The sequence below is a fragment of the uncultured Boseongicola sp. genome, from assembly GCF_937988555.1.
Lineage (GTDB): Bacteria > Pseudomonadota > Alphaproteobacteria > Rhodobacterales > Rhodobacteraceae > Boseongicola.
The window spans coordinates 1-12,463 of sequence record NZ_CALJXO010000037.1 but is presented as its reverse complement, the minus strand read 5'-3'; the positions used below and the strand labels follow the sequence as shown (position 1 = coordinate 12,463).

General features: G+C 58.5%; 14 protein-coding genes. 13 read left to right on the top strand and 1 reads right to left on the bottom strand.

What is annotated here, in order from left to right; translation table 11 throughout:
* The 5 genes from Q1B15_RS01980 to otnK form a co-directional block, all read left to right on the top strand.
* Positions 1-384 (top strand): ThuA domain-containing protein (locus Q1B15_RS01980; RefSeq protein ID WP_299749352.1); only part of this gene is annotated, 384 nt, incomplete at its 5' end.
* 201 nt (positions 385-585) lie between these two features.
* Positions 586-1,635, top strand: coding sequence for a Gfo/Idh/MocA family oxidoreductase (locus Q1B15_RS01975; protein ID WP_299749349.1), 1,050 nt, complete (start codon positions 586-588; stop codon positions 1,633-1,635).
* Positions 1,632-2,474 carry a sulfite exporter TauE/SafE family protein gene (locus Q1B15_RS01970; RefSeq protein WP_299749345.1) on the top strand — a complete coding sequence of 281 codons (843 nt, stop codon included), beginning with the start codon at positions 1,632-1,634 and terminating at the stop codon, positions 2,472-2,474. The genes Q1B15_RS01975 and Q1B15_RS01970 overlap by 4 nt, the downstream gene beginning before the upstream one ends.
* Positions 2,475-2,485: 11 nt before the next feature.
* Positions 2,486-3,376, top strand: a complete 891-nt coding sequence (ltnD, locus tag Q1B15_RS01965; protein WP_299749343.1) for an L-threonate dehydrogenase — start codon at positions 2,486-2,488, stop codon at positions 3,374-3,376.
* A gap of 3 nt (positions 3,377-3,379) precedes the next feature.
* Positions 3,380-4,651 carry a 3-oxo-tetronate kinase gene (gene otnK, locus Q1B15_RS01960; protein ID WP_299749340.1) on the top strand — a complete coding sequence of 424 codons (1,272 nt, stop codon included), beginning with the start codon at positions 3,380-3,382 and terminating at the stop codon, positions 4,649-4,651.
* Here the strand turns inward: otnK and Q1B15_RS01955 are convergent.
* Positions 4,648-5,691, bottom strand: a complete 1,044-nt coding sequence (locus Q1B15_RS01955) for a LacI family DNA-binding transcriptional regulator (protein ID WP_299749337.1) — start codon at positions 5,689-5,691, stop codon at positions 4,648-4,650. The two genes, otnK and Q1B15_RS01955, sit on opposite strands and share 4 nt — an antisense overlap.
* A gap of 139 nt (positions 5,692-5,830) precedes the next feature.
* Here Q1B15_RS01955 and Q1B15_RS01950 point away from each other — a divergent pair, with 139 nt between their 5' ends.
* The 8 genes from Q1B15_RS01950 to Q1B15_RS01915 form a co-directional block, all read left to right on the top strand.
* A complete protein-coding gene (locus Q1B15_RS01950; protein WP_299749334.1) occupies positions 5,831-6,022 on the top strand; it encodes a hypothetical protein in 192 nt (63 codons plus the stop codon).
* Between the two features lie 20 nt (positions 6,023-6,042).
* Positions 6,043-7,191: a TRAP transporter substrate-binding protein gene (locus Q1B15_RS01945; protein ID WP_299749330.1), complete on the top strand. Its 1,149-nt coding sequence runs from the start codon at positions 6,043-6,045 to the stop codon at positions 7,189-7,191.
* 118 nt (positions 7,192-7,309) lie between these two features.
* Positions 7,310-7,825: a TRAP transporter small permease gene (locus Q1B15_RS01940; RefSeq protein WP_299749327.1), complete on the top strand. Its 516-nt coding sequence runs from the start codon at positions 7,310-7,312 to the stop codon at positions 7,823-7,825.
* Between the two features lie 11 nt (positions 7,826-7,836).
* Positions 7,837-9,165 carry a TRAP transporter large permease gene (locus Q1B15_RS01935; protein ID WP_299749324.1) on the top strand — a complete coding sequence of 443 codons (1,329 nt, stop codon included), beginning with the start codon at positions 7,837-7,839 and terminating at the stop codon, positions 9,163-9,165.
* A gap of 11 nt (positions 9,166-9,176) precedes the next feature.
* Complete coding sequence (hisD, locus tag Q1B15_RS01930; RefSeq protein WP_299749321.1) at positions 9,177-10,487, top strand: histidinol dehydrogenase; 1,311 nt, start codon at positions 9,177-9,179, stop codon at positions 10,485-10,487.
* 1 nt (position 10,488) lies between these two features.
* Complete coding sequence (locus tag Q1B15_RS01925; RefSeq protein ID WP_299749318.1) at positions 10,489-11,247, top strand: SDR family oxidoreductase; 759 nt, start codon at positions 10,489-10,491, stop codon at positions 11,245-11,247.
* Entirely contained in the window at positions 11,244-12,224 is a 981-nt protein-coding gene (locus Q1B15_RS01920; protein ID WP_299749316.1) for an alcohol dehydrogenase catalytic domain-containing protein, read from the top strand. The genes Q1B15_RS01925 and Q1B15_RS01920 overlap by 4 nt, the downstream gene beginning before the upstream one ends.
* 21 nt (positions 12,225-12,245) lie before the next feature.
* Positions 12,246-12,463 (top strand): flagellar biosynthesis protein FlgA (locus tag Q1B15_RS01915; RefSeq protein WP_299749313.1); only part of this gene is annotated, 218 nt, incomplete at its 3' end.

The following is a 12,463-nucleotide window of genomic DNA, read 5'->3' as shown; positions in this document are numbered from 1 at the left end:
GGGCATCCGATTGCGCGCGGTTTGCCGCCAAGTTTTGTGCTTGAGCGGGAAGAGATGTATGGTGAGCCCTTTGGTGTGCCCGAGGCGTTGGAAACCGTGTTCATCAGCTGGTTTCAGGGCGGAGAGGTCTTTCGATCCGGTCTGACGTATCGGCGCGGGGCAGGGAACGTGTTCTACTTCCGCCCCGGACACGAGACCTATCCGACTTACTATGACGCGAATGTCCGCAAGGTTCTGACCAATGCAGTGCATTGGGCGCATAATCCGCAACGCGCGACGGGCGATATTCACGCCGCCCCGAATGTGAGGGTCAATGCGGCGCCTGAGAAGATCGTGGCGCGAGGGCCACGGCTGCACAAAGATGGCGAAGACGGGTTTCGTTAGCGGGCCGCGACACAGCTTTTCGATTGCCGTGAACGACGACTTAGGGAACCCGCCGCGACTTCGTTTCAATCGCGGCGGCAATCATTCAGACAAGATGAACGTCAACAGCCCTAGTTTCTCGTGCGATGCGGCGCCGCGCGTGACTTGACGGAAGGCGAGGGCAGAGTGATACGGAACGCGCGTGGGGCGAATGGGGGGCACATGGCAGAATTACCAGCGATTGCGGTCGTAGGAGCCGGTCTGATCGGGCGGACACATGTGGATGTTGTGGCGCGTGGTGCGCGGCTTGCGGGAATTGTGGACCCGGACTCCAGGGCGAAGGACCTGGCCGACGCGCATGGCGCGGTTTGGTTTGCTGACCTTGAGCAATACGTTGCGGCGCATCGCCCGGATGGGATCATCTTGGCGACGCCCAACCAGCTTCATGTTGAACAAGCGCTTGCGTGTATTCGCGCAGGCATTCCAGTGCTGATTGAAAAGCCGATTGCGAATGATGCGGCCACTGCGGCGGCTTTGGTTGATGAAGCCGAGACGCGCGGTGTGGAGATTTTGGTCGGACATCATCGGCGGCATAATCCGCTTGTTGCGGCGGCGAAGGCGGTTCTGGACGAAGGGCGTGTGGGCGAGATCGTGTCGGTGACGGCTGAGTTCTGGCTTTACAAGCCGGACGATTATTTTGCGCCTGAGTGGCGGCGCGCGACGGGGGCGGGGCCTGTATTTATCAACCTGATCCATGACATTGATCTGTTGCGGCATTTCTGCGGGAATGTTGTAAATGTGCAAGCGATGGAAGCGCGCGCTGTGCGTGGCTTTGACGTTGAAGACTCGATGGCGGTCCTTTTACGCTTTGCCAGCGGTGCTTTGGCGACGGTCAGCGTCTCCGACACCATTTCGGCCCCGTGGAGTTGGGAATTCACAAGCGGCGAGAACCCTGTTTACCCGCATATCACTACCAGTTGCTACAAGATCGGCGGCACGCACGGGGCCTTGTCGGTGCCCGATATGGTGCTTTGGCAGCATACGGATAAGCGCAGTTGGTGGGAGCCGATTGCCGCCGAGACGGTTCCGTTTGAAGCGGCGGAACCTTTGTTGCGACAGTTGCAAAATTTCATTGGCGTGATCCGCGATGGGCACGCGCCTTTGGTCAGCGGTCGCGAAGGATTGGAGAGCCTGCGCGTGGTCGAGGCGATCAAGACGGCGGCGGTCAGCGGACAGACCGTGTCGTTGACGCACGTGCCGGAGGCGTCGTGAGTGACATCTATTCAGCGCAGTTTCTGATCGTTTTCGCACTGGGCCTATTGGCGACGGGCGCGATCTCAGGCGTTTTGGCCGGGTTGCTTGGCGTTGGCGGCGGGATCGTGATTGTGCCGGTGCTTTTTTTGCTGGCTGGCTTCTTGGGCCTTCCGGCTGAGTTGGCCATGCCGATGGCAGTTGGCACGTCGCTTGCGACGATCATTCCGACGTCTATTTCCTCAGCGCGGTCGCACCGCAAGCGAGGCAGCGTGGATGCGCAGTTGTTGAAGTCCTGGGCGCCTGCGGTGTTCGTGGGGGCTTTGATCGGTGGCGTCTTGGCAAGCGTTGTGTCGGGGGCGTTTTTGACCGTGTTGTTCGGCGTGGTGGCCTTGCTTGTTGCGATCAATCTGGCGTTACCGCGCACGGTGGTGCTGGCCGAGGACTTGCCTAAAGGCGTTGCTGCGCGGACCGCTGTACCGACAGCGATCGGTATTCTCTCGGCTTTAATGGGAATTGGCGGGGGGACTTTGTCGGTGCCGATCTTGTCGGCGTTTTCCTTTCCGGTGCATCGCGCCATAGGCACGGCGGCGGCTTTGGGGATTGTGATTGCGGTGCCTGCCGTGTTCGGTTTCATCTGGGCGGGGTGGGACATGGGCGCACGTCCGCCGTACTCATTGGGTTATGTCAGCTTACCCGCAGCGGTTTTGATCTTTACCACAAGTGTTTTCACCGCCCCTATTGGGTCACAGTTGGCGCATTCTTTGGATGCGCGCGTGTTGAAGCGTGTTTTTGCGCTGTTTTTGTTTGTGACGTCGCTGCGGATGTTGTGGCAGGCGTTTGGCAGAGGTTTTTTTTAAGGAGTTTCGCGATGAAAATGGCAGTGATCGGGCTTGGGTCCATGGGATACGGAATGGCAGCGTCGCTTTTGCGGGGGGGCCATGAGGTGCATGGGTTTGACGTCAATGCAAAGGCCACCGAGCGGTTTCGCGCAAGCGGTGGGTCCAGCGGAGAGATGGCGCAGATCGCCGGTGCGCTGGACGCGGTTGTTGTCGTGGTCTTGAACGCCCCGCAGACTGAGACGGTGTTGTTCGGCGAGGGCGGCGTGGTAGCAGGCTTGTCTTCGGGTTCGGTTGTGTTGGCTTGTGCCACGGTGCCTCCGGAGTTCGCGCGTCGCATGGAGGCGCAATGCGCTGAGGCGGGCGTGCTGTATATCGATGCGCCAATATCTGGTGGGTCGGTGAAGGCGGCGGCCGGCAAGTTGTCGGTGCTGGCGTCTGGCGCGCCTGAGGCTTTTGAGGCGGCCGCGCCGGTGCTTGAGGCTTGCGCCGAGACTGTATTCCGTTTGGGCGATGCTGCCGGGGCCGGATCCGCAATGAAGGCGGTGAACCAGCTTTTGGCGGGTGTGCATATTGCGGCGATGGCTGAGGCCATGACGTTTGGCATGACGCAAGGCATTTCGCCGGAGGACTTCGTGAAGGTGATACCGCTGTGCGCCGGAACAAGCTGGATGTTGGAGAACCGCGCGCCGCATATCGTGGACGGGGACTACACGCCACGTTCGGCGGTGGATATCTGGTCAAAGGATTTGGGCATTGTTTTGGACATTGCACGCGGCGCGAAGTTTGGTGCGCCGTTAACAGCAGCGGCGTTGCAGCAGTTTGTGGCGGCGTCGGGCTCGGGGTTCGGGCGCGAAGACGATGCGGCGGTTGCAAAGGTTTATGCGCGCAACGCCGGGCTGACATTACCGGGGGACGACTAAGATATGGCGACTTTGCTGGGCGCGATTGCGGATGATTTCACCGGGGCCACGGATTTGGCGGGCTTGCTGGCGCGCTCTGGCGTAGCAGTCTCTTTACGGATTGGGGTGCCGGATGTGCCACCGTCGGGGGATACGGCTCCGTTTGAGGTGATTGCGTTGAAATCGCGCACGGCTCCTGTGGTTGAGGCGGTTGGCGAGACGTTGAAGGCTTTGGAGTGGCTGAAGGCGGCGGGGGCGGAGAGGTTCTTCTGGAAGTATTGCTCGACCTTTGATTCCACGCCCGAAGGCAACATTGGTCCGGTGGCAGAAGCGATTATGGCGCGGCTTGGGGCGGAGCAGACGATCTATTGTCCGGCGTTTCCCGAAAATGGACGCTCGATCTATATGGGGAACCTGTTTGTCGGGCAGCAGCCTTTGGCGGAAAGCCCGATGAAAGATCATCCACTGACGCCAATGCGGGATTCCAACCTGATGCGGTTGCTTGCGCCGCAAGTGACGGGGCAGGTGGGGCTTGCGGATTATCTGACAGTTGCGAAGGGTGTGGACGCTTTACGGGCGCGGCTTGCGACTTTGGCAGGCGAGGGCGTGGGCCACGTTGTAGTCGACGCAGTGGCGGATTCGGATTTGCGAGTGATCGCGCAAGCCTGCCGCGACATGGCGCTGATGACGGGTGGCAGTGCGGTGGCGACTGCCTTGCCCGAGTTGCTGATTGAGGACGGGGTGCTGTCGCGCTCAGCGGAGGCATTTCACGCGCCCGACGTTGGGCCGGGCGCGATTGTGCTGTCCGGAAGCGCATCGGCGATGACCAATGCACAGGTGGCAGCATTTAAAGTCAGCAAACCATCCTATCGGCTGGACCCGTTGGCATTGGCGGAAGCAGGTGTCGGTGCGGCGGAGGCGTGGCTTTTGGCGCTGCCTTTGGACGCCTCACCAATGATCTATGCAACGGCCAGCCCGGACGAGGTGCGCGCCGTGCAAGAGAAACTTGGCCGGGGGCGTGCGGGCGAATTGGTTGAAGCGGCACTGGGCTCATTAGCGGTTGCGGCGCGCGACGCTGGTCGGCGGCGGTTTGTATCGGCAGGGGGCGAGACCTCGGGCGCAATCACACAGGCCTTGGGTGTGAGCCGTTTGGATGTCGGGCCGGAAATTGCGCCCGGTGTGCCGTGGTGTTTCGCCAAAAGCGGGGGCCACGACGTGGCGATCACGCTGAAGTCGGGGAATTTCGGCACCGAGAGTTTTTTCGCCACGGCGCTGGAGACTTTGGACCGTCTTTAAGTCGGTGGTGGGCCAAGTGTTCGGCGCAGGCGGATATCGGTTTGCAGTTCGACGCTTTTGGGCGTGATTTTCTTGGTGACCATGTCGACCAACATGCCTGCCGCGCGTCGTCCCATTTCGCGGTGAGGAACGTGGACCGTGGTGAGAGCGGGTTCTGCCAGTGACGCCAGTTCGATGTCGTCAAAACCGGTGATAGATACATCGCCGGGAACCGACAGACCCATTTCCTTTGCCGCGCGAAGGGCACCAATTGCGAGAACGTCGTTACCGCAGAAGACGGCGGTGGGTCGGGGCGTCCAGGCCATGATCTGGCGGAAGGCTTCGACACCGCACTCGATTGAATAGGTGGTTTCGATAACCGGCATGCGGTCGACATCAAGACCGGCCTCGCCAGCGGCAAGCTTCACGCCTGTTAGGCGGTCGCGCGCACGGTCGTTGGCGGTCGTGTCAGCCGAGATCATGCCGATGTGGCGGTGCCCTTTCTCGAAGACAATGCGCGCGAGATCGACCATGGCGTGTTTATTGGAGAACCCGATGGAGGGTGTGTTGTTTTCGGCGTCATAGGCCCATGCCACAAGAGCCGGTACCGAGCGGGTCTTCAGGAACTCGTAGACCCGAGCGTTACGGTGAAAGCCGATGAGCAGAAGACCGTCCGCGCCGCGCGCTGTGAGGGTGCGGATTTGTTCCTCTTCAAGGGCCTCCTGATAAGAGGAGCTTGCCACCAGCAGTGTGTATCCGTGGCGTCCAAGCTCTTCCTGAAAGGCCTGAATGCCACGCGCAAAGATCGCATTCTCCATTGTAGGAATGACTGCGCCTATGGTGTTAGTTTGCTTGGAGGCCAGCGCGCGTGCGCCGAAGTTTGGTGCATATCCAAGGCCTTTGACGGCGGCCATAACGCGGGTGCGGGTGCGTTCCGCAACCTGATCGGGGGAATTCAAGCAGCGCGAGACCGTGGCGGTCGACACATTGGCCATTCGCGCGACATCTGCTAGCGTCGGGACACTTGAGGCAGGCGTTGGTGGTAGACTTTCGCGTGACATGGGCACCTGTGTTTTCAAAGAGACTATATATCAAGCTCAACATGTAGCCTAGTGATGTAAGTGCTTGCATTAAAAAATGTAAGCGCTTACATTTTACTGCGAATCGCTGACCAATGGCGGCATGGGAGGAGACAACGACATGGCTTTGATTATTTCAGCAATTTTCGTCGTAATATTTGTCGCAAACGTTGCCATTGGCTCGATTGCTGGAAATCCAATTCTCGGAAACGTGTCGGAAATGCTCCTGCTGTTTGCGGCATCGATCTCTTTCGTAGTCGCAATCCTGAAAAGGGAAGCGGAAGAAGTCAAGAAAACTGAAAACACTCAATAGAAGACCCAAGGGAGGGAACTATGGACAAGACGAAACTGGAGCTGGCATCTGCCTCGCGCCGTAACTTTCTGAAACTCGCAGGCACGGGCAGCTTTACGGCCGCCATGGTTGTTGGTGCGGGAGGCATGCTGTGGTCCGATGCGGCTGTTGCACAAACCGCAAACGAAGAGCGCGATCGCGCAGCGGCTGCTGAACACACCATGACGCTGGCAACTGCCTACGTTCTGGGTGCATCGCGCAGCTATCCAATCATGCAGCTCGATCTCAAAGAGAACATTCAGAACGCAACAAATGGCAAAGTCTACGTAAAGCTTGCGCCGGGTGGCCAGCTTGGCGCTGGTGGCGCACTTGCTCAGGCAGTTCAGGGCGGCACGATCCAGTGTGCGCAGCACTCGCTGTCAAACTTCGCTCCGTTTGCATCGACAGTTGACCTGATCAACATGCCGTATTTCTGTGGTTCCAATCAGCGTTTCACAAACCTTGTGAACTCGGATGCTTGGAAGCAAGAAGTAGACCCGAAAATCGAGTCTTCGGGCTTTAAGGCGCTGTTTTACATCAACATCGATCCACGCGTTGTTGCTGTTCGTAAGGGCGGCAATGGCGCGGTCATCACGCCAAGCGATCTGTCGGGTGTTAAGTTCCGCGTGCCCGGTTCGGCGATGCTTCAGCAGTATTACCGCATGGTTGGCGCGAACCCGACACCGGTTGCATGGGGTGAAACACCTTCCGCGATCAAGCAGGGTGTAGCAGACGCACTTGACCCATCCGTGGGCGCGCTGTTCGTCTTTGGTTTCAAGGATATTCTCAGCCACGTGACCTTCACGCAGGCCGTTCCCGATAGCCAAGTTTACTCAATGAACCTTGAATGGTTCAACGGACTGCCTGCGGACGTGCAGGAAGGCATAGAGTTTGCTGGCGAAATGACATCGCACCAGAACCTTGCCAAAGTGCCTTCGGCACGTGCCTATGCAATGGCTGAGCTGCAGAAAGCTGGCGTGGAATTCCACTCGCTCACCGATGATCAGCTTGCTGTATGGAAGGATGCCGGTGGCTATCAGCGCAGCGAATGGGACAGCTTCAAAGTTGAGCTGGCCGGGTCCATGGACACATTTGCGAAGCTCGAAGAAGCTGCAGGCACGCAGGGCCGCTATTACGTCCACGACGCATAAGAAAGATTAGAGCGGCGTCGACGCGACGCCGCTCTTACTCTACGATAAATCCTATCACTGAAATCAAGCGAGAGACGTGAACGGTGTGGCTTCGTCCACACACGGTCGGGAGGACTCTATGTCAAGTACGCTTAAATCCTTGGACAAAAACCTAGAGCGCTGGGCGCTTCTGATATTCTACGTCATGCTCGTGGGCACGATGTTTATCGAGGTCGCACGACGCGAGGTGTTTTCGTATTCGTCGATCTGGGGCGAGGAAATCGTCCGCTACTCGTTCATCTATCTCGCGTGGATCGGTGCCGCTGCTGCAGTTAAAGAACGTGGTCATATACGTATTGATGTGATCATGGAATATGTAAATCCGCGCATCAAAGCACTGCTATATATGTTCGGGGACATCGTGATGGCGCTGGTCGCTATAGTTGCGCTGTATTGGTCGTATGAAGCCGTCCATGTGTCTTGGACATTCGGCTCGGTCACGCATGGTTTGCGCATCTCTCAAGTCTGGTTCCTATCGGCTGTTCCCCTCGGCTTTGCGCTGATTATGGTACGTCTGATCCAGTCTTTCATCCGCGATATAAATGACTTTCGTACCGGTCGCCCGGTTTACGAAGGCGACAAGCTTTTTGACTGAGGGGCCGGGACATGCTTTGGAATACACTTGAACAAACAATAGAGCTTGGCTGGGACTTTTATGGCCCTGTACTGCTTTTCGTCTGTCTGATCGCACTTGCCGTGCCGGTCTGGGCAGCGATTGGTGCCTCCGCGATTTTGATGCTGATGTGGTCGGGGGCGTTGCCTTTGTCGCTTATGGGCGAGAGCCTGTTTCACGGCATCGATCACTTCGCTTTAACCGCGGTGCCGCTGTTCATCCTGACGGGTGACGTGCTGGTGCGCACCGGCCTATCGCGCAAATTTCTCGACGTGGCAGAAGCGCTGACGCAATTCGCAAAGGGCGGCTTCGGTTCTGCCACGGTTCTGGTCTGCGGCATGTTCGCGGCCATCTCGGGATCTGACGCGGCCGGTGCGGCTGCAGTGGGTCGCATGACGATCGACCGTCTGGTCGAAAGCGGCTATCCGCGCCCTTATGCTTGTGCGCTTGTGGCGGCTGGTGCCTGTACAGGCATCCTGATCCCACCCTCGATTGCGTACATCATTATCGGTCTGGTTCTGGGTATATCCGCTTCGACATTGTTCCTGGCGGCAGTGATTCCGGGCATCGCGGTTCTTGTGGCGATCCTTGTCACAAACATCATCATGAACCGCCTCAACGGCTGGGAAGGTGGCGGCAACATTTCAGCGGGAGAGTATTTCTCGCGCCTCGGTGTTGCTCTGAAGTCTGGCTGGTACGCTTTTATCGTACCTGGCATCATCTTCTACGGCATCTTCTCGGGCCGACTGACACCAACCGAGGCAGGCGCCACGGCTGTGGTCGTGACGATCATCATGGGCTTCATCCTTAAGACGCTCAAGTTGTCGGACTTTCCTGCAATGCTGGTCAGCTCGGCTAAGGTGAACGGTGTTATCTTGCCGATCATCGCGTTCTCGCTGCCATTGGCACAGGCGCTGGCGATCATGGGTGTTCCACAGGGCTTCGTTGGGGCCGCGACGAACCTTACGAACGAGCCGTGGATTTTGATCCTGATGATGGTCGGCATTTTGATTGCTGCTGGTTGTGTGATGGAGACGACGCCGAACATCGTGATTTTGGCGCCAATCCTGAAGCCTTTGGCCGACAACATCGGGATGAACGAAATCCAGTTCTGCATCATGATGATCACAGCGCTGGGTGTGGGTTTCATCACACCGCCTTTGGGGCTGAACCTTTTCGTGGTGTCGGGGATTACCGGGGAGTCGATTCTGAAGATCGCTTACCGCGCCATTCCCTTCGTTCTCTTCATGTTGTTTGTGACGCTGCTGATCGCCTACATTCCATGGATCTCGACAGCGTTCCTTCCCGATATCTATAAATAAGGACTATTCCGATGGCGAGAGAGTATCTTAAGAAAGCAACCCTCACTTCGACAAGTGACGCCTCAAACGTGCACGAGCTTGTCGCAGGCATTCTGAACGATATCGAAGCAGGCGGTGACGCGAAGGCGTTGGAGTACGCGGCGAAGTTCGACAAATACGAGGGTAATGTGCTTTTGACCGAAGCCGAGATAGAGGCCGCTTGTGCCTTGGTCCCGGAGAAGCTGAAGCGTGACATCGAGTTTTCTCATGCCAACGTGAAGAAATTCGCAGAGGCTCAGAAAGCAACTTTGAAGGATATCGAAGTTGAGATCGTGCCGGGTCTTGTCGCGGGTCAGAAGACGATCCCAGTAGATGCGGCTGGCTGTTACGTGCCGGGTGGTCGTTACAGCCACATCGCAAGTGCCATCATGACCGTCACGACGGCGAAGGTCGCGGGCTGTAGCCACATCGTGGCCTGTTCGCCACCGCGTCCGGGCGTCGGTGTTGCACCTGCGATTGTCTATGCAGCGAAAATCTGTGGTGCTGACAAGATCCTTGCAATGGGTGGTGTTCAGGGTGTGGCTGCGATGACCTTTGGTCTTTTCGGCCTGCCGCCTGCGAATATCCTTGTTGGCCCCGGCAACCAGTTTGTGGCCGAAGCCAAGCGCATCCTGTTCGGACGCGTGGGCATCGACATGATCGCGGGACCAACTGATAGCCTGATCATTGCGGATGCTTCTGCCGATGCGACGATCGTGGCGGCTGACCTCGTGGGGCAGGCCGAGCATGGCTACAACTCTCCGGTCTGGCTTGTTACGGATGACCGTCCGTTGGCCGAAGAGGTCATGCGTCTTGTCCCGATCTTGATCGCCGATTTGCCAGAATTGAACCGCGATAATGCTGCGAAGGCATGGCGCGATTACGCTGAAGTCATCGTTTGCGGCGACCGCGAGGAGATGGCGGCAACATCGGATGACTACGCGCCCGAGCACCTGACGGTGCAGGCGCAAGACCTTGATTGGTGGTTGGAGAACCTGACGTGCTACGGCTCGTTGTTCCTGGGCGAAGAAACCACCGTGGCGTTTGGCGATAAGGCATCGGGGACAAACCATGTTCTGCCAACATCGCGTGCGGCGACTTACACAGGCGGTCTTTCGGTACACAAGTACATGAAGATCGTAACGTGGCAGCGCGCCACCCGCGACGGAGCTAAGCCCGTTGCGATCGCAACGGCGCGGATTTCGCGGCTGGAAGGGATGGAGGGCCATGCGCGGACCGCTGATATCCGTCTTGCCAAGTATTTCCCAGATGAAACCTTCGATCTGACTGCAAGCGACGAGTGACATGAACGCCGTCGACCGTCCTGACCTGACGGGCCATGTGGCCCTGGTGACCGGAGCAAGCTCCGGTCTTGGACGGCGTGCGGCTCTTGTTTTGTCTGAAGCGGGGGCCAGTGTGGTGGCCCTTGCACGGCGCGTCGATGCGCTTCGGTCTTTGGAGGACGAAGCACCGGGGCCGCTTGTGGCTTTGCCAGCGGACCTTAGCGACCGTGACGGGCTTGCCGATCTGGCCCGGCGCGCGACCGAGCCCTTTGGCGCGCCAGATATCGTCGTACATGCTGCCGGGATCAATACCCGCGAAATGGCCGATGACGTCACGACCGAAGGCTGGGACGCTACGATCCACTTGAACCTTGCCGTGCCGTTCTTTCTGTCTCAGTGCCTTGTGCCGGCTATGAAAGAAAAGGGTTGGGGTCGGATTGTGAATTTCGCCTCGTTGCAAAGTCACCGCGCTTTTCCGGGCGGGTTGTCTTATGGCGCGTCCAAGGGCGGCGTCGCGCAATTGACGCGCGCCATGGCCGAAGCCTGGTCGAAAGACGGGATCACCGCGAACGCCATTGGCCCCGGCTTTTTCCGCACCGAACTGACCGCTGCCGTGTTCGGCGACCCCGAACGCGCAGCGCGCAACGCCGCGCAGACCTGCATCGGGCGCAATGGCGAAGTTGAGGACATGGACGGGCCGCTGCTTTTCTTTTGTTCGGACGCTTGCGCTTATGTGACGGGCCAGGTCCTTATGGTCGACGGGGGGTTCACTGCGAAATGAAGGCACTGGTTTATACGGGCGCTGAAGCTCTGGATTACCGCGATGTGCCGGATCCTGTGGTCGTGTCCGACACGCATCTGATCAAGATCGACAGTGTCGGGATTTGTGGCTCGGACATGCATGCCTATCTTGGCCATGATCCACGCCGTCCCGCACCGTTGATCCTTGGGCACGAAGGGGCCGGGACCGTTGTTGGTGGTGGTCTTGACGGCACGCGTGTCACGATCAATCCGCTGGTGACCTGTGGCACCTGCGCTGCCTGTGTTTCTGGCAGCGACAACCTGTGTGCGACCCGACAGATTATTTCGATGCCCCCGCGCGAAGGGGCATTCGCAGAATACATAGCGATGCCTGAAGCAAACCTTGTGATCGTGCCCGCCGGTGTGTCGTTTGAGAAAGCCGCATTGGCCGAACCAATTGCGTGCGGCTGGCACGCGGTGCGGCTTGGCAAGGCGATCGTTGGTGGCGAGGCCGGATCGGCTTTGGTCATCGGTGGGGGGGCTATCGGCGTTGGCGCGGCGCTTAGCCTGAAAGCGCAGGGTGTGGCGGATGTGACCCTGAGCGAGCCTAACATTTTGCGCCGTTGCTATCTTGAGAAAACCGTTGATTTCAGGATAATTTCGTCAGATCAGCTTGGCGACGAGACGTTTGATATGGTTGTGGACGGCGTTGGCTTTGATGCCACGCGCGCAACGGCCTCGGCCCACGCCCGCCCAGGCGGCGTGATTCTCCATATCGGTCTTGGAGGGGGCACGGCGGGTCTTGATATTCGCCGCATGACGCTTCAGGAAATCACGTTCACAGGAACTTATACCTACACCGCGCAGGACTTCCGCGACACTGCGGCCGCCATTTTCGATGGCCGCCTTGGGCCGCTGGACTGGACCGAGGCGCGCGCCCTTGCCGACGGGGCATCCGCTTTCGCCGATATCCGCTCGGGGTCCACTGCGGCCCCGAAGATTATTCTGAAACCTTGAACGAAAACTTAGGAGACTGAAATGTCCGAAATACCGCAGCTTCTTGTCCACGAAAAAGCCGACAATGTCGGTGTGGTCGTTGTCGAGGGACTGACGGCTGGCACTGATATGCTGTGCTGCATCACCCATGACAACTCGACTTTCCGCTTAACCTCTAATGCGGATGTTCCGATTGGCCACAAGGTCGCGCTCACTGACCTGAAGGCCGGCGACACCGCGACCAAATACGGCGAAGACAT